Origin of the sequence: Methanosarcina sp. MTP4 (assembly GCF_000970045.1) — an archaeon.
Lineage (GTDB): Archaea > Halobacteriota > Methanosarcinia > Methanosarcinales > Methanosarcinaceae > MTP4.
On the sequence record NZ_CP009505.1, the window covers coordinates 3,109,112 to 3,135,127 of the forward strand.

Annotated in this window: 20 protein-coding genes; 7 read left to right on the top strand and 13 right to left on the bottom strand. The window is 47.6% G+C overall.

Annotation, left to right across the window (positions count from 1 at the left end; genetic code table 11):
- Positions 1-70: 70 nt before the first annotated feature.
- Together MSMTP_RS12890 and MSMTP_RS12895 are read right to left on the bottom strand one after the other, a co-directional pair.
- Positions 71-3,475 carry a NosD domain-containing protein gene (locus tag MSMTP_RS12890; protein ID WP_197076085.1) on the bottom strand — a complete coding sequence of 1,135 codons (3,405 nt, stop codon included), beginning with the start codon at positions 3,473-3,475 and terminating at the stop codon, positions 71-73.
- A 565-nt stretch (positions 3,476-4,040) separates the two neighbouring features.
- Positions 4,041-4,835 (bottom strand): NAD+ synthase, encoded by a 795-nt coding sequence (locus MSMTP_RS12895; protein ID WP_255350976.1) that lies wholly within the window; start codon positions 4,833-4,835, stop codon positions 4,041-4,043.
- A 591-nt stretch (positions 4,836-5,426) separates the two neighbouring features.
- Here MSMTP_RS12895 and MSMTP_RS12900 point away from each other — a divergent pair.
- Together MSMTP_RS12900 and MSMTP_RS12905 are read left to right on the top strand one after the other, a co-directional pair.
- On the top strand, positions 5,427-7,808 hold the full coding sequence (locus MSMTP_RS12900) for a CDC48 family AAA ATPase (protein ID WP_048180127.1): 2,382 nt from the start codon (positions 5,427-5,429) through the stop codon (positions 7,806-7,808).
- Between the two features lie 140 nt (positions 7,809-7,948).
- Positions 7,949-8,209, top strand: coding sequence for a PRC-barrel domain-containing protein (locus MSMTP_RS12905; protein ID WP_048180130.1), 261 nt, complete (start codon positions 7,949-7,951; stop codon positions 8,207-8,209).
- A gap of 327 nt (positions 8,210-8,536) precedes the next feature.
- Here MSMTP_RS12905 and MSMTP_RS12910 read toward each other — a convergent pair whose 3' ends face one another.
- Together MSMTP_RS12910 and radA are read right to left on the bottom strand one after the other, a co-directional pair.
- On the bottom strand, positions 8,537-9,217 hold the full coding sequence (locus tag MSMTP_RS12910) for a phosphoglycolate phosphatase (protein WP_048180132.1): 681 nt from the start codon (positions 9,215-9,217) through the stop codon (positions 8,537-8,539).
- A 131-nt stretch (positions 9,218-9,348) separates the two neighbouring features.
- On the bottom strand, positions 9,349-10,326 hold the full coding sequence (gene radA, locus MSMTP_RS12915) for a DNA repair and recombination protein RadA (RefSeq protein WP_048180133.1): 978 nt from the start codon (positions 10,324-10,326) through the stop codon (positions 9,349-9,351).
- A gap of 405 nt (positions 10,327-10,731) precedes the next feature.
- On the opposite strand from radA, the gene MSMTP_RS12920 reads away from it, so the two are divergent.
- The 3 genes from MSMTP_RS12920 to MSMTP_RS12930 all read left to right on the top strand — a co-directional run bounded on the left by MSMTP_RS12920 (position 10,732) and on the right by MSMTP_RS12930 (position 12,624).
- Complete coding sequence (locus MSMTP_RS12920) at positions 10,732-11,196, top strand: phosphopantetheine adenylyltransferase (RefSeq protein ID WP_048180135.1); 465 nt, start codon at positions 10,732-10,734, stop codon at positions 11,194-11,196.
- A gap of 175 nt (positions 11,197-11,371) precedes the next feature.
- Positions 11,372-11,704 carry a hypothetical protein gene (locus tag MSMTP_RS12925; RefSeq protein WP_048180137.1) on the top strand — a complete coding sequence of 111 codons (333 nt, stop codon included), beginning with the start codon at positions 11,372-11,374 and terminating at the stop codon, positions 11,702-11,704.
- 86 nt (positions 11,705-11,790) lie between these two features.
- Entirely contained in the window at positions 11,791-12,624 is an 834-nt protein-coding gene (locus MSMTP_RS12930; protein WP_048183564.1) for a TIM barrel protein, read from the top strand.
- A 130-nt stretch (positions 12,625-12,754) separates the two neighbouring features.
- Here MSMTP_RS12930 and MSMTP_RS12935 read toward each other — a convergent pair whose 3' ends face one another.
- From MSMTP_RS12935 to MSMTP_RS12970, 7 genes are all read right to left on the bottom strand, one after another.
- On the bottom strand, positions 12,755-14,116 hold the full coding sequence (locus tag MSMTP_RS12935; protein ID WP_048180140.1) for an energy-coupling factor ABC transporter ATP-binding protein: 1,362 nt from the start codon (positions 14,114-14,116) through the stop codon (positions 12,755-12,757).
- Between the two features lie 12 nt (positions 14,117-14,128).
- Complete coding sequence (gene cbiQ, locus MSMTP_RS12940) at positions 14,129-14,911, bottom strand: cobalt ECF transporter T component CbiQ (RefSeq protein ID WP_048180142.1); 783 nt, start codon at positions 14,909-14,911, stop codon at positions 14,129-14,131.
- Between the two features lie 103 nt (positions 14,912-15,014).
- Positions 15,015-15,350, bottom strand: coding sequence for an energy-coupling factor ABC transporter substrate-binding protein (locus MSMTP_RS12945; RefSeq protein WP_048180144.1), 336 nt, complete (start codon positions 15,348-15,350; stop codon positions 15,015-15,017).
- Positions 15,347-16,042: an energy-coupling factor ABC transporter permease gene (locus tag MSMTP_RS12950; RefSeq protein WP_048180147.1), complete on the bottom strand. Its 696-nt coding sequence runs from the start codon at positions 16,040-16,042 to the stop codon at positions 15,347-15,349. The genes MSMTP_RS12945 and MSMTP_RS12950 overlap by 4 nt, the downstream gene beginning before the upstream one ends.
- A gap of 685 nt (positions 16,043-16,727) precedes the next feature.
- Complete coding sequence (locus MSMTP_RS12955) at positions 16,728-17,216, bottom strand: YqaA family protein (protein ID WP_048183567.1); 489 nt, start codon at positions 17,214-17,216, stop codon at positions 16,728-16,730.
- A 327-nt stretch (positions 17,217-17,543) separates the two neighbouring features.
- Positions 17,544-20,147, bottom strand: coding sequence for an S-layer protein domain-containing protein (locus MSMTP_RS12960; RefSeq protein ID WP_048180149.1), 2,604 nt, complete (start codon positions 20,145-20,147; stop codon positions 17,544-17,546).
- A gap of 511 nt (positions 20,148-20,658) precedes the next feature.
- Positions 20,659-21,378, bottom strand: a complete 720-nt coding sequence (locus MSMTP_RS12970) for a queuosine precursor transporter (protein WP_048180156.1) — start codon at positions 21,376-21,378, stop codon at positions 20,659-20,661.
- Between the two features lie 215 nt (positions 21,379-21,593).
- Between MSMTP_RS12970 and MSMTP_RS12975 the strand changes: the two genes are divergently transcribed.
- Together MSMTP_RS12975 and cca are read left to right on the top strand one after the other, a co-directional pair.
- Positions 21,594-21,845 carry a hypothetical protein gene (locus tag MSMTP_RS12975; RefSeq protein WP_156153834.1) on the top strand — a complete coding sequence of 84 codons (252 nt, stop codon included), beginning with the start codon at positions 21,594-21,596 and terminating at the stop codon, positions 21,843-21,845.
- Positions 21,812-23,176 (top strand): CCA tRNA nucleotidyltransferase, encoded by a 1,365-nt coding sequence (gene cca / locus MSMTP_RS12980; protein ID WP_048180167.1) that lies wholly within the window; start codon positions 21,812-21,814, stop codon positions 23,174-23,176. Before MSMTP_RS12975 ends, cca begins: the two co-directional genes overlap by 34 nt.
- A gap of 299 nt (positions 23,177-23,475) precedes the next feature.
- Here cca and MSMTP_RS12985 read toward each other — a convergent pair whose 3' ends face one another.
- Both MSMTP_RS12985 and MSMTP_RS12990 read right to left on the bottom strand, forming a co-directional pair.
- The gene (locus MSMTP_RS12985; protein ID WP_048180170.1) at positions 23,476-24,324 is read right to left on the bottom strand and encodes a DNA-3-methyladenine glycosylase; all 849 of its coding nucleotides are present in this window, start codon (positions 24,322-24,324) and stop codon (positions 23,476-23,478) included.
- Positions 24,311-25,759 (bottom strand): ADP-dependent glucokinase/phosphofructokinase, encoded by a 1,449-nt coding sequence (locus MSMTP_RS12990; RefSeq protein WP_048180171.1) that lies wholly within the window; start codon positions 25,757-25,759, stop codon positions 24,311-24,313. Before MSMTP_RS12990 ends, MSMTP_RS12985 begins: the two co-directional genes overlap by 14 nt.
- Between the last annotated feature and the right edge of the window lie 257 nt (positions 25,760-26,016).

Genomic DNA, 26,016 nt, shown 5'->3' on the forward strand with positions numbered 1-26,016 from the left:
TATCATGATAGTGTTTCATTAATCCCAATATCGGAATCTTCCTCCATGGTCCTGAATTTCCGGATTCTGTTCAGTCATCAATATCCTTCAGGACATACAGCAGGAACCTCATAAAGAAAATAAGCAGCAGCATTCCGGCAGAATAGGGGACTGCATGGGACTTCAACCATGAAAAAAATCCGCCCTCTTCGGGGCTGGCCTCATTTGTAGACTGCGCCGAGGAGTTTCTTGTGACCGGGAGAAGTTCACCACTCATTTCCGAAGGTTCAAACTGCTCGCTCAGGAGCTTCTGCGCATTTTCCCTCAACATTTTAAGTTTATAGTAAGCAGGGAGTCCACCGTCCCTAGACCCGGAATCGGGACCGGGTTCAAAGCCAGAGTCGGAGTCGGAGCCCGAACTGGCTTTCCTGGAGACCTCTACATAAGATTCGGTAAAGTTCCGGTTGCCTGCAGGGTCTTTCGCAAAGAAGGTAATATTATGGGAACCGACATCCAGGTCAAGGCTGCCTTTCAGTTCCGTGCCGTTCACAGGGGTGGAAGGAACGGCATCATCCACGCGGTACCAGATGGACCCAGGTTCGTTGATTGTTACATTGAGGTCGATTATGGATTGGTTCACATCACTGCTCTCGGTTGTATACTGCGTCCCGTTCACCGGAGAGTTTACGGTTATCAGGGGAGATTTCGTGTCAACCGAGAAAGAAACAGATGTTGAATTAGTGTTATTTCCAGAATCCCTGCCGTATGCTTTCACACAGTGGTTCCCGGGTTCAACTTCAAGAAGTGAACTGGCTGCAGACTCGTTCCACTCCGGGAAACTAAGGAAACTTGAGTCATCCAGAGTGTACCACCAGGCAGAAAGATCTTCATTTGCGAAAACCCTGAATTCAATTGAGGATTTGTTATATGCCTTATTATTTACAGGCGAAATTATGGAAATTTCGGGCCAGAGGTCTCCGGAGTCATTCACACTGAAATATACAACATTCGAGTTATAGTTGCCTGCAAGGTCCCTGGCTGAAACATTAACAGTGTGCAGACCTTCAGGGACATTAAGAAGGGGTGTTTCGGCCCTGACATCATAAGTTTCATTAAAACTCAGGAGTTCGGCCCCATCAAGCGTATAGTTCCAGACTGAAATATTTTCACTGGCCTCCACCAGAAGCAGGACCGAACTGTTATAAACAGTACTGGAATTCAAAGGGTTCTTCACGGTTAAAGCAGGGGGGATGGTATCGACCGTGAAATTCCTTGATGTGGAATTGGAATAGCCTTTATCGTTAACTCCAAACACCAGGACTTCATGCTGCCCGTCCGAAACATTGAGGATAGAGAAGGCTCCGGACTCGTTACTTTCTTCAAAGTCGCAGTATTCGGAATCATCAAGCGTGTACTCCCAATAAAGAAGGGTACCGCTTGCTGAAACATCCAGTTCGACCCTGGAATCCGAATAAAACCTGTCTTCAGGCGAATTTATGGAAATCAACGGCAAATCCTCATCAGAGGGAGAAGGATCTATTTCAACGTTGAAATCCACAGCCGTGGAATTAAGGTTGCCGCTAAGGTCGGTCCCGCTTACGCGGAACGTATAGGTTCCGTTCGCAACGTTAAGGTGGGCCTTCGCGTTAGTAGCGTCACTTTGTGAAAACTCCCCCGGTCCGGAGCCGTTTAACGTATACCACCACTCCGAGATAGCCTCGTTTGCTTTGGCAGAGACCGGGACCGGAAGCATACGATAGGTCATATTTTCGGGACTTTTCAGGATTATGACAGGAGGAGTAATATCCTGTACAAGAGGAAGGTAATCGCTTATATTGTCGGAAATATCGTAAGGCGTGTCCCCGAAACCGTCCAGGTCCATATCTTCCCCTGGATAATCCGACCAGTAGTTACCTCCAATCTCATGACCGTTGTAAATGTTGGGGCCCTGAGAGACGGAGACATTCCAAATGTTGTTTTTGCAGTCATCCACCGCATTGTGCTCGTTATCGAAAAAGTTGTTGTAGACGGTGTTATTTTCACTGTCCTCCAGGGCAAGCCCGAAGAGGGAGTTTCGGAGAACGTAACTGTCGTTTAAGACATTTTCATCCGAAGCGGTGAAGAAAATACCGTTCCCATTAAAGGAGACCCTGTTACCTGTAAGGAGGTTGTGTGGGGAGAAGCGGAGATACAGACCTCCAGAATTATTTAGCACACTGTTATTACATACCCTGTTGTTCTCGCTGTCCTCCAGGGCGAGCCCTAAAAGGGAGTTGTTGAATAGAATATTATTTTCCAGGGTATTATTGCTGCAGGAATCCTTAAGCTTGACACCTGCGGAATTTTCCGAAGCGTTATTTCCGGCAAGGAGGTTATCAGAACAGTTTTCCAGGCAGATGCCCTCAAAGCCCTGTCCCTCAATTATATTTTCCTCCAACGTATTGTTGCCGCAGGCGGTTTCCAGGCAAATGCCCCTTAGTCCGGAAGAAAGGGAATCCGAAGCGATGGTATTCCCGGACAGGGTATTCCCGGAACAGGAATATCCAAGATAAATGCCATAAAGCGAATCGTCTGCCGTATTGTTATACAGGGAATTGCTCTCACACGAAGCCTTCAGGTAAAAAGCGTACCTGTTTTCGGAGGCGTTATTCCTGCCAAGGTTGTTGCCGTTGCAGGAATTATCCAGGAAAATCCCGTACTGGCTTCCCAGAACCTCGTTGCTTTCGAGAGAGTTAGTGCTGCAACTGTCTTCAAGGCAGATGCCAAAGGAATTATTCAGGACGGCATTCGATTCGATCCTGTTCTCTCTGCAGAAGTTCTCAAGATAGACAGCCCGGAAATTGCCCGACAGCCTGTTTTCAAGAAGCGAGTTCCCGGTGCAGCCATTCTTGAGGAGCAGGCCTTCGAAACAGTCCTGAATGGTATTTCCGATCAGGGTATTGTTGGAAGAAGCTTTCAGGAAAATTCCGGAATCAGCCCCTGAAATGCTGTTATTCTCCAGGCGGCAGTTTTCTCCCTTTTCCAGGGAAACGCCCTGATAAGAAGCCTCGATAGAATTGTTAACCAGCCTGAGCCCTTTTCCATCCTCAAGGAAAATGCCTACCCCCCAGCCGTCGGTCCCGTTTACGGAAAATCTGACAATCGTAACATTGTCGGCATTTACGGAAATTACGGGAGATTCCGGATCCTGAGCCCGGATAACGGCACTCTCGTTCGAGGGAACCGCAAGAGTTAGATTCGAAGTCGAGACCCTGAGGTTTTCGACATACACCCCACCGTATACCAGGATAATGTCTCCGTCCCCGGAATTATCCAGTGCGTCCCCAATGGAAGTATAGTTTGCAGGGGCTTCCCCGTCTCCCATAACATTAAGCACGGAAGCGGAACAGGTACCCTCAAACAGCAAAGATACGAAGATAACCAGGGATACGAACAAAGCTATACTGATTGTAAACTTCACGAAAATCCGGTTCATTTTTTCTGTGTTTTGTAGCACCCGAAACACCTGCTGGAATGGAAAAAACCCTATAAACAAAAGTAAACCTGGCAAGAACCTGAATTTCAAAACCCTTCCCTGAAGCAGAGAAGTCATAAAACTTCCAAATGAAATTCAGGGCTAGATGGAATCAATCCTTTTCAGATTCACCAACTCCGAACAATAAAGAGAGGGACAGGACAATCATCCGCCATGGTTTACAAATATTAACCATATAGATTACGGAATGAATATATAAAATATGTCATTTTACCCGGACATGTATATTAAAATAAATATAAAAATCAAGAGATGTAATTTTGAAAAAATAGTACTCCACATGTAGTACTCCACACATAGAACAGAGGGCTGAAAAAATAAGGGGAAGCCATATAGAACATTTCATTAAGAAGAGCCTGAAAATCACAGGACATTTTAGGATGAGAAAGAGGTTATGAGAAAGGATTTTTGGAAAAGGGGAACCTTGAAAAAGAAGGGAGGCAGCCGGGGAAGAAATCTTCCTTGCTCACCCCTGGCGACCCATGGTAGTTAAGGGAAATGTCCAAAGAAATATCCAAAGAAATCTTCAGGAAAGTTCCGGGATAGGAGGGACATTCCTCTTATGTTCATTGCTCTGCATACGCCTGAGGACTGACTCCAACTGCTCCTCCGAAATGGAAAGCACCTCTTCAATATTTTTCGGACTCTGTTTTTCGTTCAGCATCGTGAGGACTTTATCTACTGTCCCGTAGGACATCCCGAGTTCGGCTTCGTCGGTCTGTCCTGCCCAGAGTCCGGCAGAGGGCTTTTTGCTTATAATGGACTCGGGGACCCCGAGCTTGCGGGCAAGTTCCCAGACTTCGGTTTTGTACAGGAACCCTATGGGCTCGATATCAACGCCTCCGTCCCCGTACTTCGTGTAGTAGCCAAGGAGAATCTCGGTTTTATTCCCGGTCCCCATGACCATGAGGTTCAGGCGGTTTGCATGGAAATAGAGCAGGGACATCCGGACCCTTGCCTTCAGGTTGCCCCTGGAAAGCCGGTCTGCAGATTCACTTTCAGGGACAGCAGCCATAAAAGCCGAGACAATGCTCGATATGTCAATTGTCCTGTACTCGATCCCGAGCCATTCCGCAAGGGCTTTTGCATCCTCGCGGTCCGATTCGGGGGTCAGCCCGGCTTCTGGCATGTGGATTCCCAGCACCTTATCCGCCCCGAGGGCCTTTACCGTAAGGGTTGCGGTAAGGGCAGAGTCTATGCCCCCGCTGATACCTACAACTGCCCCGGAAACTCCGGCTTTGTCTACTTTTTCCCGGATAAAATCAACAATAATATTCTGCGCTTTTTCAAGGTCCATACTCTCGATTTCCTGGATTTGCATATATGGTGAATTATAGGAGGATTATAAAATGAATTTCTGATTCTTATTCCATAATTCCGAATCTTTATTCCGGCAATTATGATCCTTATTCCGGTGATTCTAAATTATGATTCCGGTAAATTCCATACTGCGAAACCTGTAAGTATATTAATCCTGACGGAGAAGACGGAAGAGAGGGTAAACTTATTTAATAAATAGAGGGCATAGGAGAAATATAACCTATACATTATAAAACGGGTGGAGAAAAGGTCAGGAGAAAAAGAAACTAAATTAAGATCGTCAGGCAACCTTATATTGGCACGAAACTGCATCTGCAGGTAACCTTATGTTGACAGGCAACGCCCGGGAAAATAAGGCATAATTGACTATTCGGATTGAGGTATAACCGGAGCTACATCTGAAAAAGATCAGGTTTCTGAGGCGGTATCTTATGATGACGGGCATCCTTGAAATAAAAGGAGAATCTAATATAGGGAGCAAACAAAACCAGAACCGCTCAATCCGGAAAAATCGGGGAAAAATCCGGTTCTTATTCACATCACACTGTTGAAAAAAATTACAATCAAAAGATAACTATTTTTGGGATGATCCATGGAAGAAATACAGTTAAAGGTTGAAAAGGCATATCCTATCGATCTCGGAAGGGGAATAATCCGGCTTGACCCAACAGCACTTTTGAAGCTTCAGCTCTCTCCCGGTGACATTGTTGAAATCAGGGGGAAGAAAATGACCACCGCGAAAGTCTGGAGAGCGGACCGCCAGGACTGGGAGCAGGGAATCGTCCGCATTGACAATTTTATACGGCAAAACGCGGGAGTCGGAATCGGGGAAAGGGTCAGCATCAAAAAGGTAGAAGCCCCGGAAGCAAAAAAGGTTATCCTGGCGCTTCCGGAAAGCATGACCCAGGCAGGGGGACCTGAACTGCAGTTCGGGGAGCACGCAAACGAGATCATAAAGCGGCATATCCTGAAAAGACCGGTTTTCAAGGGCGACATCATTCCTATCATCAACTCGATGACCCATCCTATGACCGAGTCCCTGACCACAAGCCAGGTAATCCCGCTCGTAGCGGTTGAAACGGATCCTGCAAACGCAATCGTCCTGATCACCGAGTCCACCAGGATCGAACTCAGGAAAAAACCCGTGCAGGGCTACGAAACGGTTGCCAGGGGAGTCACCTATGAAGATATCGGAGGGCTCGGGCAAGAGATAATGCGCGTCAGGGAAATGATCGAGCTTCCCATGAAACACCCGGAACTCTTCCACCACCTGAACATCGAGCCTCCAAAAGGGGTCATCCTTTACGGTCCCCCAGGGACCGGAAAGACCCTGATCGCAAAAGCCGTGGCAAACGAATCGGGTGCCAGCTTCCACTACATCGCAGGCCCGGAAATTGTCGGGAAGTTCTACGGGGAAAGCGAGGAGAGGCTCCGGAAGATCTTTGAGGAGGCAACCCAGGAAGCCCCGTCAGTCATATTCATCGATGAAATCGATTCCATTGCCCCGAAAAGGGAAAACGTAACAGGGGAAGTGGAAAGAAGAGTCGTCGCCCAGCTTCTGACCCTCATGGACGGGATGGAAGAGCGGGGACAGGTTGTCGTGATCGGGGCTACGAACCGTGTAGATGCCATTGACCCGGCACTCCGCAGGCCCGGGCGCTTTGACAGGGAAATCCATATCGGGGTCCCGGACACCAACGACAGGTACGAGATCCTGCAGATTCACACCAGGGGAATGCCTATTGAAAGTGACGAGGATCCCGTGGAAACAGGAATTGAAACCGAAGCCGAAGTAGCCGAAGTAGCCGAAGTAGCTGGAAAACCCGAAACAGAGGCAGGGGTTGAAGAGGTTTCCGCAGAAGTCCTCAGGAAAGAAAAACAGGTAAACAAATACCTGACGTATCTTGCAGAGCGGACCCAGGGTTTTGTGGGCGCGGACCTGCTAGCCCTTGTCCAGGAAGCTGCCATGCGCTGCCTCAGGGAAAACCTTCCGGACCTGGATCTGGAAAAAGAAGCCATACCTCCCGAGAGACTGGAAAAAATAGTGGTAACCAAGAATAACTTCGAAGAGGCCCTGATGGAAACCGAGCCTTCGGCCCTGAGGGAAATCTTTGTGGAGATACCAACCGTAACCTGGGACAATGTGGGAGGGCTCGACGAAGCCAAACAGGCAATCATTGAATCCGTGGAATGGCCTATTAAACACCCGCAAAAATTCCTTAAAATGGGCATAAAAGCCCCCAAGGGAATCCTGCTCTACGGGCCCCCGGGAACCGGAAAGACCCTGATCGCCCAGGCCGTTTCCAGGGAATGTAACGCCAACTTCATCAGCGTCAAAGGCCCGGAAATGTTCTCAAAGTGGCTCGGAGAATCGGAAAAAGCGATAAGGGAGACTTTCAAGAAAGCCAGGCAGGTTGCCCCCTGCGTGATCTTCTTTGATGAAATCGACTCCATCGCTTCCATGCCAGGGATGGAATCCACGGACAGCAAGACTTCAGAAAGAGTCCTTAACCAGATCCTCACCGAGATGGACGGGCTCGAAGCCTTGAAAGACGTGGTTGTAATCGCCGCAACCAACCGCCCAAACCTGTTGGATCCGGCAATCCTGAGGCCGGGGCGCTTTGATAGGCTGGTCTATATGGGTTCACCCAACCGGAAAGGCAGGCTCAAGATCTTCGGGATTCATACCAGAGGGATACCCCTTGCATCAGACGTAAACCTTGATACCCTTGCTGACGAAACCGAAGGGTATGTGGGTGCTGACATAGAAGCGGTGTGTAGAGAAGCGGTAATGCGGGCGCTTCGCGAGAATTTCGATATTGAAGAAATCGAGATGAGACACTTCAGGGAAGGTCTTAAGAAGGTAAAGCCCACGATCACGGAGAACATCGCCCAGTATTATGAGAAGATTGAAGAACAGTTTAAGGGCGGTACGAAACCTGCCGAACCAAGTGCTTATATAGGATATAGGTAAGAATTTAAAGGAGTAAACACTAAAGAGGAAGAAGTTCTTAAAAAATATAGGCATAGATAAAATAAAATTTCATGAGTTCGAATCCAGAATTACCCCTAACCTATATCCCACATTACATTGAGGACGGAGACACGATAAAAATGTCTAAAGTATTTGCAAGGAACCTTATCTCCAACACCCAGGTGATGGCAACGGACGGAACAGAGATCGGTACGCTGACCAACATAGTATTGGAGATCAAAGCCGGACACCTCATCGACCTGATGGTCGAACCGAATATCAACCTTGATACTACCAAATACAAAAAAGAGGGCAACTACATCCTCCTGCCCTTCGATTCCGTGAGTGCCATAAAAGACTACATCATCATTGACAAGATGAGAGCCAGGGCAGGAAACTGAAAAGCAAAAACGAAAAATCAGAACCGAAAAGCATCCCGCAGGCTGAATAGTATCCTGTATGCCGGAAAGTAAAGAGCAGGCGGGAACTCATATTTTTAATATATGCAGAGGCTGCAAGGACTGCACTTGCCTGCTACGGCAGGCTCGAGATCCGATTCAGTTTACTTCGCCGCTACCCGTTCCCCGGCAGGCCGGAGGAGGGGTAACACCTTTTTATTTCGAATTTTTTTCTCAGCTTGAATTTGTTTACTTGACTTTAATTTGTTTACTGTAGGTTTTAATTGCAGTTTTTTGGAGAACTAAGGATTTCCTGAGACTTATGATCGCTTATATCCAGCCCCTGGATTCGAGGAATTCGAAGGCTTCCACCGCCCCGGCCCCGAATGTGGCTTCAGTTACGTAATCGGCAACCGTTTTAATCTCCTCATCCCCGTTTGCAACGGCGATCCCGAAACCTGCGGCTTCAAGCATTTCAACATCGTTTGCTGAATCCCCGACTGCAACAAATTCTTCAGGTTTAAAGCCCATCAGCCCTGCAAGTTTAATGAGCCCTGTGCCCTTATTGATTTTCCTGCTCTTGATGTGGACTGCGTATTTGGTGTCTATAAGCTCCACATCAAAGGGCTGTTCCTTGAGGAGCACTCTGGCCCTCTCCAGGTCAAAATTCCGGCGAAGGGCAATTTCGGTTTTCCGGTAGAAAGGATCCAGTTTTGTAAGTTCAAAGTGTTCGGAAAGAAAATCAAAAGCCTTTTCACACTCTTCAATAGTTTCCTCAAAGGTGCCGTTCACATCATAACGAACAGTAACAGCACCCCCATTTTCAGCGACCACTGCCCCACTAAGGCCGATTAGCTTCGAAGCTGTCCTGGCGTAACAGAGGATGTTGCCGGTGGCAAGGACCACGGGAACGTTTAGGGAACGTATCTTCTCCACAGCCTTCAGGTGGAGTTCCCTTTTCTCACAGGTGATCGTCCCATCGATATCAACAACGATAGCTTTGAATTTCATTGAAAAGAGATTGGCAGGGGATACTAAAACGTTTCCCCGCCTGAAATTTTTCAGGTCGTGACTTCCTTAACGAAGTTTGTGCGTCATATCTCAAGCTTCATATATCAAACTTCACCCTGCCGGACCCTTCATCACTGGTCAACCAGCCCTGTGGTCGTGACCCCAACCACGGCTTCCCCTTCAGGCAGGTTCGGAGAGTCCACAAGCCGAATGATCCTCTTTTCGCCTTTGGACTTCCTGAGATAGAGCCTGAAAGTAGCCGTGTGCCCCACGATGTGTCCTCCAACCGGCCTGGTGGGATCCCCGAAAAAGGCGTCGGGTTTTGACATGACCTGGTTGGTTACGACAACACAGGCATTGAACAGGTCTCCGAAACGGAGCAGGCCGTGCATGTGCTTGTTGAGCTTCTGCTGCCTGTCCGCAAGGGTGCCCCGTCCTACGTACTCGGCCCTGAAGTGAGCCATAAGAGAGTCAACAATAAGCAGGCGTACTGGTTTATCAGAGTCCTTGAGCTCGTTTGCAAGGTCGGTTGCGGAATCCACAAGCAGCATCTGGTGATTGGAATTGTATGCCCTGGCAACGTGAATGTTCTGCAAGAATTCTTCAGGGTTCAGTTCCAGGCCGTGTTTATCGGAAAGCCCCTGTACCATCTGGGCAATCCTCTCAGGCCGGAAGGTGTTTTCAGTATCGATGATAATGACCGAACCGTCCAGTCCTCCGTATTCCCTTGACATCTGGACGTTTACTGCAAGCTGGTGGGCCACCTGGGTCTTCCCTGAACCGAACTCCCCGTACAGTTCGGTAATGGACTGGGTCTCGACGCCCCCACCCATCATTTCATTAAATTCCGTACAGCCGGTAGAAAGCTTTCCCACCAGTTTCCGCCGCTCAAGGACAGTGTCCCCGGTCTCGAAACCTCCGATATCTGCAGCCTGCCTTGCGGCATTGATGATCTTTGCGGCCGTTGATTCCCCGATTTCGGCTGTATTGGCAAGTTCGGAAGGAGAGGCTACTGCCACTGCCTCGATAGTGTTAAATCCGGCTTCCTTGAGTTTTTCTGCAGTTGCAGGGCCAACTCCGGGCAACTCTTCCAGTAAAATTTCGCTCATTTATGAAGAACTCCTTTACAATGCACATGTTTGTGTAAGGTGCATAATGGTTGATTCCTTATTGTTTTGCAAGTATATAAAGCTGGAGGGGGCGGGGTGAAAGTATTAAGTGCCGGAGTATTCAGGGTCTTCTGACACTGAAAAACCCAGAATCAGGTAAAAAAATAAAGAACAGGAAAGTGAAGAACAGGAAAGTGAAGAACAGGAAAGTGAAGAACAGGAAAGTGAAGAACAGGAAAGTGAAGAACGAGAAAACAAAAAGATAAAGAAAATGGAAAAAGAAGTAAGTAATCATTCCCGAAGCAGCCATAAAAAAGAGATAACCGGAAGAAAAAATAGAAAACACATCTAAAAACTGCAAAAAAAACCAAAAACTTCTTTTTATTTGATATAATATCACCCATTATGCCAAAAGTCGTCGTAGGTGGTACGTTTCAATACATACACGATGGACATACCAAACTTATAAAAAAGGCTTTTGAGGTAGCCGGGGATGGAAAGGTATACATAGGGCTCACCTCGGACGAGATGCTAAGCAAAAACCACAGTATAGAAAAATATGAAAGCAGGAAGTCCCTGTTGCAGGAGTACATCGAAAACCTTCAGATTCCCAAAGAAAAATACGAAATCCAGAAACTGAACGACCCCTACGGCCCCACCATCAAAGAAGACTTTGACTTTATCATCGTCTCCCCGGAAACCTATCCTGTGGCCATTGAGATCAACCGCCTGCGTGTGGAGAGGGGCCTGAAGCCCCTGAAAATAGAATATGTAGAATACGTAATGGCAGAAGATAGGACCCCGATCTCTACCACAAGAATAGCAAAAGGAGAGATAGACAGACACGGCAGGTTGAAGAAAAAATCCTGAGATTTCAAGAATTATTTTTCACGGATTATTGCGTTTCCCGCAGAATTCCTCGGAAGGACAGATTTTTCCGACAGGATTTTCCGGCATACCTTCAATATATTCCGACAAATTTATTTTTTTAAACAGTTTGTGTTTTCAATAAATATAAATCAGGACAGGATTATAAAGAGATAACATGCCAAGAGAATTCAGCAAAAAAGACATCGAAATTTTCAACAAACTGGCCCCGGAAGCCAGGGGAGAAACTATATCCAGGGAAGCAGGACACCATTTTCCCTACATCCTTCGCCCTATCTCGCACAAGTTTGCCGAGTCTGCAGAAGATTTCAGAGAACGGCTGGAAAGACTGGACCCTGAAGAGCTGGACTACCTGGTAGGGCTGGCCCTGGAAAACAAGGAAGACGTCAGGTCCCTGGACGAAGACCTGGACGAGCTTCTGGAAGTTGTTAGCGAAAAGGTGTCCCCTGAAAGGGCAAAGGAATTAAAGGATTTCCTGGGGCTTGTCTGAGCTTCCGGAGCCCTTCAAAGCGGGAAGAAAAAGCTAAAGAAGAAAGAAGAAAACTAGCAAAAAAAGCGAAAACTCTTTTGAAAAACATGCCGCCTGAAAAACTGCTTTTCGGGACTGCGGGGATCCCCAGAAGCTCAACTGGGAGAAACAGCGCCGCAGGAATAGAGCGAGTCCGGGAACTGGGCCTGGACTGCATGGAACTTGAGTTTGTGCAGGGAGTACGCATGCGGGAGAAAGGGGCAAAAAATGTCTTTGAAGCCTCAAAAAAAGAAGGTATAGCTCTTAGCGTCCATGCCCCTTACTACATCAACCTCAACTCCCAGGAAGAAGAGAAATTGAAGGCAAGCATGGAAAGGATCTACCAGTCCGCCCGGATAGGCAGCCTTTGCGGGGCAAGGTCTGTGGTTTTACATGCAGCTTTCTACCAGAAAAGCAGCAAAGAAAGCGTCTATGCAAAAGTGGCGAAAGCGCTCGGGGAACTTACCGGAAAGCTCAGAGACGAAAAGATTCCGGCAGTCCTCCGCCCCGAGACCATGGGCAAACGCAGCCAGTTCGGGACCCTCGAAGAAGTGCTCACCCTGAGCGCGGAAATCGAAGGAGTCATGCCCTGCCTGGACTTTTCCCACCTTCATGCAAGAGAAGGAAAGGAAAATTCCTACCCCGAATTTAAGGCTATTCTTGACAGGGTCGAAGAAGAGCTTGGAAAAGAAGGGCTCTCAAACATGCACATGCACGTCTCAGGGATCGAATACGGCAAAAACGGGGAAAAGAAACACCTTGTCCTGAAAGAATCCGATTTCAACTTCACGGAGCTCCTGAAAGCCCTGAAAGAATTCAAAGTTAAAGGGCTGCTAATCTGCGAAAGCCCGAACCTTGAAGAAGATGCACTTCTCCTTAAGAAGAGCTACGAGTTAATCTAAACGATCCGGCTGCAAAACAGGAAAATAAAGAAAAAAAACCGATCTGCGAAATAAAAAGTGAATGACGGAAAAGGTCCTGCGAAATAAAAAGTTAAGTAAAAAGTGAAAAATAGAAGAGAGGTTCTAGGGCTTAAACCCTGAACTCTTCGGCAGATTCCTCTAACACTTCCAGCCAGGGAAGTTCTTCTCCCGTATTGAATGTGCCGACGTTCAACTCGATTCCACTTAATTCCACGTACTCGCGGATCCGTTTGAATGCGTGTTCCACCATGCCTCCGCCAGTCAGGATGAGGCAGCGTTTTCCACAGAGGGCGGTGAGGATAGACCTGTCAATGACGCCCGAGGTAACGTCCAGGAAGATACCGTCCTCTTCGGCCAGGATTTTACTCTTTTTGCCCATGGCCCCGACAAAGGTGACGTCCCCTTCCTCTATAATGTTCAGGATCTCAGGGTAAGAATAACTATCCGTATCATAGAGCAGGATGCCTCCTGCCTTGATGCTGCGGCGTTTCAGCTCAACGATGGCTTTGCCACCCGGATGGATGTGCAGGACTCTTGCGTTAATAGCTTCGTAGGGAGAGTTAGGAGAATATTCCCCGTAAAGGATTCCCAGGTTAAGGGTATCACCCTCTTTGATCCCGTGAGGCGCGTCCACCCACATCAACTCGGGAGGACGCAGCGCATTTACGAGTTCAGGCAGGGTCTTTGGGGACAGGTAGCCTTTTGCAAGACCTCTCCTCTCGAGTTCATGGTAAACTTCAAGGGAAGAAGGGGGACGCAAACCGGCAAGTTTCAGGAGTTCCGTTTGCCTGAAAAGTACCTCGGGTGCTCCTTCTCCGATAAGCTCGCTGTCCGACATGAGGTAAACATAATCCGACCAGCGGTATGCAAGGTCGACATCGTGAGTCGAGATGATGATCGTGCTCCCGTAATGGTTAAACTCGTTGAGGAGATCCATAATCTCGTCCGCCCCCACGGGGTCCAGGTTGGAAAGAGGCTCGTCAAGGATGATCACTTCAGGCTCCATTGCCATCACTCCTGCGATTGCAACCCGCTTCTTCTGTCCTCCGCTCAGGTGGTGGGGTGGCCTGTCCTTGAAATTGGTAAGCCCTACCTGTTCCAGCGCCCTGTTCACACAGGTCTCTAGCTTTTCTTTCGGGTAATCAAGGTTTGCAGGGCCGAAAGCCACGTCCTGATAAACGGTAGGAGCAAAGAGCTGGTCATCGGAGTTCTGGAACACGATTCCCACGGATTTCCTTATTTCCCTCAAAGATTTCGAGTTGTATTTGAAAGGTACGTCATGGAAAAGGACTTCGCCTTTCCCGGGCTTCATGGTCCCGTTAAGGAGCATGAAAAGAGTTGATTTCCCGGACCCGTTCTGCCCGACAAATGCAATCTTTTTCCCTTTATCAATCTTGATATTAATGTCCCTGAGTGCCACGTTTCCGTCTGGGTAGGAGTACGTAAGCCCTCTTGTTTCAAGAATAGTCATGTTTTTCGCCTCTCAAATGATGGACCCCCCTCTTGTAAGATAGAACAATGTGAGGGTGGATAAGAAATATGCGGACGTTAGCAGCAGTTCAGGCGGTTTGACAGGCCTTCTGGTTTCAAACATTGTCATTTTTCCGTCATAACATCTTGAGTTCATGGATACGAAGAGTTTTTCACCCTGGTCCCAGGACCGGATGAAAAGCGTGCTTCCAAGCATCCCGAAAGAGCGGAAGGACTTTTTGAAATCCCCGTAGCCGAGCCTGACAGTCTGTGCAAACTTTATTTGGACTGCCATGTCCAGGAAAACAAAGATATAACGATAAATCAGCATGGAAAGTTCGACCACGGACTCGGGCAAGCGGGATTTTTTAAGGACCGAGAACAGCTCGATCATTGGGGTGGTCAGAGCCAGGAAGTAAAGGCAGCACATCCCGCTAACAGACCTTGAAAGCACCAGCATCGCAAGTTCCAGACCATCTGTCCGGACAGCCAGGGGATAGCCCGCAAGCCTGAAAGAATAGAGTTCAGCCCCCATGCCTGAGAAAAAAGCGATGATCAAAACCCCCACCACTGCAAAGCCCATTGGAGCCAGAAGGAGTTTGAGATAGAAACGGAGCGGGGTTTTCCCGAGAAAAACCGTTGCAAAACTCATGCAAAGCGCTATGAAAAAAGGCGGGACTGGAGAATAGGCCGAGACTCCCGCAAGCAGACCGAAAGCTACGATTGTCAGTTTAAGATAGTTATTCCGGTACCTTAGAGGGCTCATAAGAGCATAGTCATCAAGTATGTTTGTCATTAGGTAACCCGTTACTGATGAATTAGGACTAAGAAGTAAAAATAAAAGGCAAAAGATAAAAACTTTCCTTTTACGAATGAAAAGGAAAGCTCAGTTGCCAACATTATGAACGAGTTTCACGATCCCGGTTTTTGCCTTTGTAAGTGACTTCACCTTCATAAAGGTTTTTTGCCCTGTAATACCCAAGGAAGTAACCGATGATCCCTGCCCCGATGGCTGCCTGAAGCCCGAAGAGAAGGCTTTCGATCTCACCGCTTGGAGGCTCCCAGATGGGTTCTGCGATAGGCACATAGGTTCCGCCTGTGATTTCCTCAATAACACCCTCAGCTTCTCCGTCAGCTCCACCGTATTCGGCATCTGTCGTTGAGGACATGTAAACGAACTGGACTGTAAAGACCAGGACAATGGCAAGTACTATAAGTTCGAGTTTCCGGCTCATGAACTAAGCCCCCTGAGTTTGCAGACAATCGATTCTTCGACTACTTTAAGCTCCACGAGGACGTCGCTCTTAACGTTAATCACATATTTGAAAAGCAGCGCCGTAACCGCTCCTTCCATTATTGCCAGAGGGACCTGCGTTACTGCAAAGACAGTAGCAAACCTTCCGAAAGAAGCGACAAAACCACCTGTCGGGTCAGGGAAAGCCAGGGCAAGTTCCACGGAAGTGACCACATAAGTTGCCCAGTCCCCAAGCGTGGCAGCCAGGAAGACTACAAGGAAGAAGTTCAGCTTGGCTTTCATCCCTGCCTTATAGACCAGGTATGCCACCACAGGACCCACAATACCCATGGAAAAGACATTAGCCCCCAGGGTAGTCAGCCCGCCGTGGGCAAGGAAGAGGGCCTGATAGAGGAGCACGATTGTCCCGAGAACTGCAGAAATTGCAGGCCCGAAGATGATTGCTGCGAGTCCCGTCCCCGTCGGGTGAGAACAGCTTCCCGTAACCGAAGGCAGTTTCAGGGAAGAGAGCACAAAGATAAATGCACCCGCAACAGCCAGAAGAGGCAATATCTCGCGTTTTTCGTTTACCAGTTTGTTCATTTTATAGATCCCGAATGCGATCACCGGAATTGAGATCGCAAACCAGATCTGCCACCAGGGCGTAGGTAAAAAACCTTCCATCACGTGCATTAAATCACCATTTTGATAAAAGTATATGATCGAACAATTGCAAGTAAATCAAGTAAATATTATTGACAATAAGACAAGTAAAGTAGCGCGAATAATATATAAATAGGTTACGCCGTTAACAACCCGAAGCAAAAACAATGCCATAAGAGCCAATAAGAGAATAGTTTGGAATATATATAGACAAAATAAAATAGAAGTCAATAAGGAAAGCAAGTAAATTTGATTCGAAAATGAATAAAAGCAAAGAATATTATGCAAATTATGCATAAACAATAAAAAAATATAGAAACAGCTTGGATCCCCAAAAGAGAAAGGAAGGCTGACTAAAGAATTGAAAAAAACAACAGTGAGGAGAAAAATAAAAAAGAAAAAAATGGAGGTTATATCCGCAGATTGAGATCGTTTTTGAACCCGGAAGAAAGGTTCAGGATGGCAGAGCGTTTTAAAAGCAAAGCAAATCAATTTAACTTGTTTTTACAATTAAACATTGAACATCATGATACATAAAGATTTCTATTGATATCGTAGACTGAGTATTCTTTGCAAGAACCTAAAGTCACAGGGAAAAAGTAATGAATTCGAAATAAACTTCACTTGATTTAGGAAACGAAAAGGAAAAAATTAAAAAAGAAAGGAAAAGGGAAAAGAGAAGAAAAGAGTCTTTGAAAATTTACCAACCGAAAAGTCAGCCGGGAAAGTAAGCCGATAATAACGAGAGGCTGGGGTTAAGGAAAACGGTAAAATAAGCAAGGGCAGCGTAGCGCCCTAACTTTCCTGCAAATACCAGGACAGAAAATAACAAAAAGGGAAGGTTCATCAGCCCCGCAGCCATGGTGATAACGTCCCCTATCCCCGGCACCCAGGTTAAGAGGAGGGTGTATACCCCGTATTTCTTAAAGAGGCGTTCACTCTTAGCAAGTTTCTCTTCCGAAGGAGAAAAGTACTTATCGAGAGCACCACGGCCTTTCAGCCCGATGTAATATGTAGTGCAAGCCCCGAGAAAATTCCCTATTGTCGCCACCATAACGACAAAAAAAGGATTGAAACCCTGGTAGACAAGCGCAACTAAAAATGCTTCTGCCCCGAAAGGAAGAATCGTAGAAGCCAGGAAGCTCAGGACAAAAAGATTTATGTAAGCGTATTCGGCGATTAAATCGTACAAAAACTCAAGCATGGTATCGGCCAATATCAGGGATTTGCGACTCTTGCATTTTTCAGGTTCTTACATTCTACCTCATATCCTATTTATATTCGTTTGTAGCTGATTACTTATTCTTTTTATCAGGCTCATTATTCATTCATAGCTGTAATTTTGCAACGTAGTCAAAAAACGATAAAAAAGCGCGGAAAAGAAGCAAATTAACTGAAAAAAACCAAAATAAGGAAAAAAGGAAGAAGGAAGAAAAAAATTACAAATCCTTCTAACTCATCACTTTCTGAATCCATCAGTTCTTTCCGAATCCATCAGTTCATTCCGAATCAATCATTTCGTTCTGATCCATCAGTCATTTCCTTTTCGTCTCCGAAGCACCACGAACACCGTAAGCAGTATTCCCAGAGTCAGCGCAACGCCTAGGAAGGGAGTCTTTTCCGTGACATCGTAACTTCCGCCAAGGTCCCCGATTTCAACCATATACGTTCCGGGCTCTTCTTCCATGTGGGAGAATTCGAGAGTCGTGCTTTCCCCGGCATCCAGGCTTACTGTTTCGGAATCCACGGCTTCGCCGTTGACAAGCAATTCCACGGTACTTTCGTCTTTGGCGTTTCCGGTGTTTTCAACCTGCACTGTAACCATAACAGACGCCCCGGCTTCAACGGAAGCAGGCTCGATAGTAAGGTTTGTGAACACGAATTCGGCTCTGTGCTCCAGCACCTCTATGACCGCTTCCCCGTCTTCATATCCGGCTTTAGAAGCGTTAATTTTGTAAGTTCCCGGAGTGGTCACCCAGTAGGAAACAATACCTGCTTCATTCGTCTGTTCCCCGACATTCTCTCCTCCAAGGAAGACATCAGCCCCGGACACCGGTTTGTCGCCAATGGAATCCGTAACCTTTATGCTTATGGTATCCCCTTCCCGGATGGGGTCTGGAGAGACTTCGATTTCCAGTTTCCTGGAACCTTCTGCCAGGACATCCACCTCTTTGCTTCCGGAGACATATCCGCCCTTTTCCGCAGAAACCGTGAAGCTGCCTTCGGTGTCAGGCGTATACCCGAGGCTTCCTTCATCTCCGGTGCGCCCTATACTCTCACCCTCAAAGAACAGCTCGACATCCCCGACTGCAACACCTCTTGCGGTAACCAGAATTTCAACCTCTTCTCCGACCACCAGGGTATCGGGCATGTCAATATCCAGCTGTCCCCCATCGCCTTTAACAACCTCAACAAAGGGATAGAAGCGAAGCTCTGACGAATCGGCAACCCTGAATTTGACATTTTCCATAAGGTCAATGGTGTCGTCCCTTGAAAGCGAGATTGAGTCCTCGTTTTCCATTGTGATCCCGGAAGAAGAAACAGAGCTTAATTCCATCTCTCCGAAGGAATCCCCTTCCTCAAGCTCAAGGTAATCGTCCGAGATCTGGAAAATTCCTTCCACGAATATGGCATCAACTTCCGTCCCCCTGAACACGGTACTTACATGGACCGCAATCATCGGGACATCATCGGCACCCCCTATGTCGGCTTCGTAAACATAGTCCCCGTTGGAACTTACAATGCCCGTATCCACCAGGTCCCCGTCTTTGTAAAGTTCAAAAAGCACGCTGTTCCCGTTGACATCGATTTCCGCTGCCTTGAGGGAATAGCCATTTTCGAGGATCAGGGAGGAACCGGTGAAAAGCGACTTTTTATCGTCCTCGTCAATCAGGACCTTTGAAAGGATGCTGTCCGAAAGCACACTCACGCGGTCCGAATCCCCGAAGGCGTCTTCAGGGTACCCGGCAAAGTACTTTTCGGCAAGGAAACCGATGACTTCATAGCCTCCCCAGTCTTCCCGCTCAAACTCCACGAGTTCCGGTTTTGTGGAGTAGACAAGCATCTCGTCATCAATCGACCGCCCGTCAAGTTCTTTGATGACAAGTCTTTCGGTTGAGACGTCTTCGTCAATATTATAGTAGAAACCTTCAAAGTTGAAAGGCGTCCAGACCGTCGTATTGAAAATTTCATCATAGACCGTACCCCTCAACTCGTAAACCCCGGGCTCGGAGGCCTCTACCTCAAGGGCAAAACGGAGTTCATCGGCATCAGCCACCACAAAACCAAGCCTGCCCATAAGCTCGACAGTATCCCCCTTGCTAAGGGAAATGGAATCTTCATTTTCCATCCTGATTCCCGAGCTTGAAATAGAACCTACTTCGAGTTCCCCGAACTCATCTCCTCCCTCGATTTTAACGTATTCGTCCGATACCTGGAATATTCCCTCGACAAATACTGCAGTGGTCTCCCTTCCGGTAAAAATCTCGGAGAAGTGAACAGCAATAAGTGGGACGTCTTCCGTGTCCCCGAGGTCGGTTTCATAAACATAGTCATCATTAGAAGAAAGGAAGGAGTCTTCGATAACGTCCCCATCCTTTTCAAGCTGGACCCAGACCTTGTCCCCGCTGATGTCGACTTCAACAATGTTCAGGGAATAGCCTTCGGAAAGCAAAAGAGAAGACCCTGCATAAAGGGAACGTTTCTCATCGTCATCAAGCAGGACCTTCGAAAGCTGTCCGTCCGAAATAACGCTGATGTCATCGTTTACAAAGTCGGTATTTTCAGTATATCCTGCAAAGTAGCGCTCTGCCATGAACCCTATGACCTGGTACGAACCCCAGCCCCCATATTCGAATTCCGTTTCTATGGGCTTTGTGAAATACTGCAGATTTCCATCCTCAATGACCCTGCTGCCTTCCTCAAGCTGAACGGTCAGGTTTTCCGAGCCTTCCCCGGTATCCAGGTCATAATAGAAACCCGAATATGTCTGCGGTGTCCAGGTATATTTAAGGCTCTGGTTTGCATTTTCGTCCCACACGCGGTCTCCAGAATCTGAAGCTGCGGCTGCAGTTCCGAGAAGCAGCCCTATCGTTAAAAATACGCATAAAATTTTAAAATAATTTTTTAGCCCCAATTTAAGCCTCCTTTATGTTTTTAACGTCGAAATTGCGGAAGAATTTCCCAAAATAAAAATTACTTCCGCTAGCATGTAAATATATTACAATTGTTTTTTCCAGTATATGCATTTTCTGCACCTCCAAAAATCAGAGTAATTTACAGGCCACATTTGCCTGAAAACCCATTCTTGAAAAAACAGAATCATGAAGAAAACTCCTGAGGAAAAAATAGGGAAGGGATACAAGACGAGTTAAAAAAGAAAGAAGGAGAAAAGAAAAAAAGAAAAGCGACTTAAAAAAGTAAACGAGGAGAAAAGAAAAAAATGAAAATGAATTAAAAAAGGAAAGGAGGAGAAGGAGAAGAAGAAAGAGAGGAAGAAAGAGAGGAAGAAAGAGAAGAAGAAAGAGAAGAAGAAAGAGAAGAAGAAAGAGAGGAAGAAAGAGAAGAAGAAAGAGAAGAAGAAAGAGAAGGAGAAGAAGAAAGGAAAGAAGAAAAAACGGAAAAAAGAGAAAATGACCTTTTTCCGCTCAATCTTTTAAAAGCCGCTTATACAGGACAAACCAGGGGTTGTCCAGGAAACCGATGATGTTCTTGCTTATCAACTGCCCTATGAGTAGCGGGATTACGGGCATCACCCCGTAGAAAGCTACAAAGACAAAGATGAGGGAGTCCAGAGTCAGGTTAATGATGTCGCTTGCCCCTGAGCGGAGCCAGATGTAGGGGTTGAGCATGGTGTCGTGCTTGAAATTATTTTCCCTTTTGGCAAAGCGCTTTTTGAGGCTTGCAAAGACCCAGGCGTCAAGGTTCGAGCAGACCAGGAAGGAAAGCCAGCTTGCAATGGTAATCCTGACACTCAACCCGAAGAGACTCATCCAGGCATCCTCAAGCTCGAAAAACGGAGCAGGGCTGAGGGTTGTTGCCATGCCTATGAAGAGCACGAAAAGCACCTGGGTCGCAAAGGCTATTAGAATGGAAAGGTGCGTCCTGCGCTCCCCGTAAACTTCGTTGATCATGTCCACCACCTGGGCAATGAAAGGATAGATGAAGACTGCCGCGGGGGCGAAGAAAGAATAAAACCCAAGGTCGAAGACTATTATTCGCGTAGCCATCACCTGGGATGCCAGGAGGTAGACCACATAAAAAGCGGTGAGCACGGTAAAGCCATTCTCAGGAAGTTTTTTGATAATGTAAACCGATGCAAAGGTGGCAATTGTTAAGCTGACGACCCAGTATAACCAGACAAGCATTTTTCGATCACAACCATGTTTTTGAAAGCAGAGGAACATGTGGGCTGGAGTAAGTATGGGGGATGAAAGACAAACGAGTTGAAATAATTAAGAAATTTCCGGATTAAGGTGCTGTAAATGTCATTCATTTTATTTAAATTGTGCAGGAATCTTCAGACCCCATCCCAGTATGCCAGAAAGAATCTTGAGAGAGCATGAATTTCGGAAGCAAGGGAGTGCCCGAAAATAACCCAACGTATCCGGAAATGCCCGAAAATAACTCAAAGTATCCAGATACCTGGAGATACCCGGAAATACAAAAAAACATCCCTTCTCCGAAAACTCTTGCCGGGAAGCCCACAAATTATAAGTTCAAAAACACAACTTTGAACTATACAAAATGGAAAAGCAAATGGAAAAAACAAATGGAAAAAAATATGGAGCCAACCCTGGTATGGAAACACAAAACATCATCCCTGAAAATTTGAAACTTGCAGTTCTTGACAGAATAAAGCCTTCGCAGGCTGAAAGAGAAAGGCTCCTGGCTGTCCAGAAAGAACTGGTCGTAAAAGTAAATAAGGCTGCGGAGCAGCTTGGTGCACCTGACGTTTTTGCAAAAATTGTGGGATCAGCCGCCCGGGGGACCTGGATTTCGGGGACACATGACATCGATGTCTTCATCAGCTTCCCGGAGGAGACTGCCAGGGAAGACCTTGAAACCCAGGGCATGGCAATAGCAAGGGATATTGCAAAAGGTGCGGAACACGCCGAAGACCGCCATGCCGAACATCCCTACCTGAACATCAGGTTCAAAGGCTTTGATATCGACCTGGTCCCCTGTTTCAGAGTCGCTTCGGCATGCCGGATCAAATCAGCAGTGGACAGGACGCCTTTTCACAACGAGTTTGTCAAGGTCCGTATAGGAGGGCTGGAAGACGATGTGCTCCTCATGAAACAGTTCATGCGCGGAGCCGGGGTCTACGGCTCGGAACTGAGGACCCAGGGCTTTTCAGGCTACCTGACCGAACTCCTGGTCATCCACTACGGCTCCTTTGAAAGTGCTGTCCAGGCAGCCGGGTCCTGGAAACCGGGAAAAAAGATAGATCTCATGAAGCATGCCGAAATCGAGCACGAAGAGCCCCTGGTAATGGTCGACCCGACGGACCCCAAGCGAAACGTGGCTGCGGCGCTCTCCCTTGACAAATTCTGTATGTTCATCGACCATTGCAGAGAGTTTCTCAAAAACCCGGCCCTGAACTTCTTTTTCCCCGAACCCCCCTCTCCGGTCGGAGACGCAGAAATCCTTGAAAAAATGGAAATGCGGGGGAGCGGCCAGCTTGCCGTTGTCTTCAAAACCCCGGACGTCGTGGAAGACGTGCTCTACCCGCAACTCTACAAGACAGAACAGGCCGCTTCATCCCTTCTGGAAGGGCACGGGTTTTCCGTCATCAAGACCGGGGTCTGGGCCGGAAGACAGGAAACCGTCATCATGCTCGAACTTATCTCAAACACTCTTCCCAACGTCAAAAAACACATCGGACCCCCGGTCTGGGTCCCGGGACATGCCGAGCAGTTCAAAGCAAAGTATGAAAACGCAGAAGATGTCTTTGCGGGCTATATTGAAGACGGGAAGTACGTCTTTGAAATCCGCCGCAAGTACCCCCTGGCAGCCGAACTCCTCAAAGAACAGCTCAGTTCCCACTCCCTTGGAAAACACATCCAGAAAAGCATAAATAGGGGAATTGAAGTCCTGGAAAACGCAGAGGTCCGGAGCTTAAAAGACCCGGGTTTCAGGGTGTTTTTAAGGAACTGGCTTTGAAAAGCCATCTCCCAAAAAATAATTCCAGAAAGAAATCATACTCAACAGAGTGTTTCAAAAAAGGGGAATCTAACCCCAAAAAAGGGGAATTTAACCCTCAAAAAAAGGGGAATCTAACCCCAAAAAAGGGGAATTTAACCCTCAAAAAAGGGGGAATCTAACCCTCAAAAAAGGGGGAATCTAACCCTCAAAAAAGGGGGAATCTAACCCTCAAAAAAGGGGAATCTAACCCCAAAAAAGGGGAATTTAACCCTCAAAAAAGGGGGAATCTAACCCTCAAAAAAGGGGGAATCTAACCCTCAAAAAAGGGGAACAAAACCCTCGACCCTCTTCTGGTAGAAAAGGTACTGCTGGGCGTAACCGCAATAAGGCCCGAAATATTCCCTGCCCCAGTCCCCCATCCGGCTCAGATTCTTACAGTTTTCAAAGTACTCGTCATCAATGTGGTAGTGCTGGATGATCTGCCGGATGTGGGTATCCACGGGGAAAGCTTCCATTTTTTCAAAGGCAAAAAGCAGGATACAATCCGAAACCTTTTCCCCGATGCCCCGGAGCCTCATCAACCGCTCCCGGGCATATTTGTATTCAAGCCTGTAAAGGATGTCAAAGTCCAGTTCCCCGGAAAGCACCTCCTCGGCAGCGGCTTTTATCCTCTCGGTCCTGAACCCCAGTTTGCATTTATCAAGCAGGGAGAGGTCGGCATTTGCAAGAGCTGCCGGGTCAGGGAAACTGTAATACCCGTCTTCAAGTTCTTCCCCGAAAAACCTGCTCAGGAGGTAGATCCTTTTCTGGATCGTGGGGATACTCGACGCCGTGGCAAGCATGTAGGAAATCAGGCATTCCCAGGGGTCCTGCCTGATCAGGCGAAGTCCGCAGTACCTTTTGATCGCCCTGTCGATGAGCAGGTCTTTGTTAACGCTTCTGTAGATCGAATGTAGGTCGTCATCCAGACGAAAATAATTCACAAAAAACTCAGGTGAAAACTTCGAGTCTATGAGAATTTCCCCGCAGGCTTCTTCCTGGGAGAGGCGGATAACCTGTCCTCCCACAACACCCGTCCACCAGTCCCCTTCCCGGTTCCAGCGGAAGACCTGCCCGCAGTCCAGGGTATAGTTCAGGTCGAACAGCTCGGGCTTAAGCCTGTACATCCAGTTCGAGCCTCCTTAAAAAAACCCCTGCCGTAAGCGTATCGCCCAGGCCCACGGTGGTCACGGGGGATTTCGAAAGCAGTGTAGGAAGCATGCACAGCATATATACCCCCCGAAAAGCAAAAGCCCCGTTTCCGGCAGCTTCCCCTCCGAAGGCTTCAAGGAAGCGGCTCAACTCCCCCCTTCCCAGTTCGCTTTCCTGAAGTTTCGAAACTCCTGTTTCCACAAAGTCCCGTCCGTCCAGCCTGCCCGTAGCTGCATATGTGCCTGCACATTTGACCCCGAACTCCAGGGCCTCGATTTCGTTTTCAACCTCCCGGGAATAAAAAGGCCTTCTGATAAGTTCAGGCCTTTCCGGGCAGCCGCAGGCAGAAGACCCGGTATCGTCCCACCTGACCGCAGCCAGTACGAACTCCCTCGTATGGACAACAAGTTTTTGCAGCCTGTGAAGAGAAGCCAGGCAGGAAGCGGCTTTTCCCACAGCTTCCGCATTCATCCGGAGGAGCCCTTCAACCGGTATTCCGTGCATTTCGTGGAAGCTTGCAAGTTCATCCTCGTTCATTCCCAGGCTGTCAACTATCCCGGCAAACTTCGAAAAGACAGTGCAGGCAAGTTTCCGATTTCCAAAATGCCCGAACTCCAGGTGGACCCTGAGCCTTTCGTTCCCGGCTTTCCAGGCCAGGACACGAGAAAGGACCTGTTCAACAATTTCCAGGTAGCTGCCCCCGTCAGGATACTCCTCGAGCAGGAGATGGAAACCAGAAATCAAAGCGCCGTCCATCTCCCCGGCATGCTGCAGGGCGTAGGCATCAAAGTCAGGATTGATGAAAAGCCTGAAGTTAAGCTGGTCACAGGTCGCTATGAAACGGTTTTCCCTGGGGACTGTGAACTGCTTCCCGTAAATGGAAAAGCTCTCACCTTCCGAAAAATCAAAGACGAAGTGGATAGGGTCCTGCTCGGGGGCAGAGGCATCAACTTTAATCTCGTCAACTTGACTCTTGACTTCAGCCTCCCCAGGACCCTCCAAAGAAGATATACCGGGGAAATACACACTTTTCCTGGAAAACAAAGAGAGCTGGGTCTTTGAAGGGACGGCAACATTCGGGACAACCAGCGAAGCCCCGAGTTCGGAGATGGTGTTGGCCATGATCCCGGCATTACCCCCCATCCTCACCAGGGACTTTTCGAAATAGAGGCCTTTCAGGAACTCGAATACCGAAGGATTGAAAACCAGCCATTCTGCCCCAAACCCGTTTTTCATGCAATAGGCAAGCCCTGCCGCAAAATCGGATTTCGAATCAATCCTGCCGGGTGGCGAATCTATTTTTTCCAGGATCTCGGAGCTTTCGAAGAACTCCAGCAGTTCGGAAAGCTCGGCCCCTCCCATCCTGTACACCGAATCGATGTTAACGTTGTAGCCGCAGAGTATTTTCATCTAAACAAACCCTCATTAATCGGTTTTTCAGGTAAGGGAATTTTCTTTCAGCTAAGGGAATTTTCATTTATAGTCCCGAAAGCAAATATTTACACTTACATTATAACCACGGAAGACACGGAAAGCACGGAAGGATTGTGCCCCAATTTCCTTTATTCCGTGTTTTCTGTGCTTTCTGTGGTTAAACTTTAACTTGAGATTGGTGAAGGAATTGTGAAAGAATTGTGAAAGAATTGTGAAAGAATTGTGAAGGAATT

Coding starts and splice junctions, on each gene's coding strand:
- MSMTP_RS12895 (WP_255350976.1), bottom strand. CDS start 4,835: ATGCAAATCCAGGAAATCGAGAGTATGGACCTTGAAAAAGCGCAGAAT.
- MSMTP_RS12900 (WP_048180127.1), top strand. CDS start 5,427: ATGGAAGAAATACAGTTAAAGGTTGAAAAGGCATATCCTATCGATCTC.
- MSMTP_RS12905 (WP_048180130.1), top strand. CDS start 7,949: ATGTCTAAAGTATTTGCAAGGAACCTTATCTCCAACACCCAGGTGATG.
- MSMTP_RS12910 (WP_048180132.1), bottom strand. CDS start 9,217: ATGAAATTCAAAGCTATCGTTGTTGATATCGATGGGACGATCACCTGT.
- radA (WP_048180133.1), bottom strand. CDS start 10,326: ATGAGCGAAATTTTACTGGAAGAGTTGCCCGGAGTTGGCCCTGCAACT.
- MSMTP_RS12920 (WP_048180135.1), top strand. CDS start 10,732: ATGCCAAAAGTCGTCGTAGGTGGTACGTTTCAATACATACACGATGGA.
- MSMTP_RS12925 (WP_048180137.1), top strand. CDS start 11,372: ATGCCAAGAGAATTCAGCAAAAAAGACATCGAAATTTTCAACAAACTG.
- MSMTP_RS12930 (WP_048183564.1), top strand. CDS start 11,791: ATGCCGCCTGAAAAACTGCTTTTCGGGACTGCGGGGATCCCCAGAAGC.
- MSMTP_RS12935 (WP_048180140.1), bottom strand. CDS start 14,116: ATGACTATTCTTGAAACAAGAGGGCTTACGTACTCCTACCCAGACGGA.
- cbiQ (WP_048180142.1), bottom strand. CDS start 14,911: ATGACAAACATACTTGATGACTATGCTCTTATGAGCCCTCTAAGGTAC.
- MSMTP_RS12945 (WP_048180144.1), bottom strand. CDS start 15,350: ATGAGCCGGAAACTCGAACTTATAGTACTTGCCATTGTCCTGGTCTTT.
- MSMTP_RS12950 (WP_048180147.1), bottom strand. CDS start 16,042: ATGCACGTGATGGAAGGTTTTTTACCTACGCCCTGGTGGCAGATCTGG.
- MSMTP_RS12955 (WP_048183567.1), bottom strand. CDS start 17,216: ATGCTTGAGTTTTTGTACGATTTAATCGCCGAATACGCTTACATAAAT.
- MSMTP_RS12970 (WP_048180156.1), bottom strand. CDS start 21,378: ATGCTTGTCTGGTTATACTGGGTCGTCAGCTTAACAATTGCCACCTTT.
- cca (WP_048180167.1), top strand. CDS start 21,812: ATGGAAACACAAAACATCATCCCTGAAAATTTGAAACTTGCAGTTCTT.
- MSMTP_RS12985 (WP_048180170.1), bottom strand. CDS start 24,324: ATGTACAGGCTTAAGCCCGAGCTGTTCGACCTGAACTATACCCTGGAC.
- MSMTP_RS12990 (WP_048180171.1), bottom strand. CDS start 25,759: ATGAAAATACTCTGCGGCTACAACGTTAACATCGATTCGGTGTACAGG.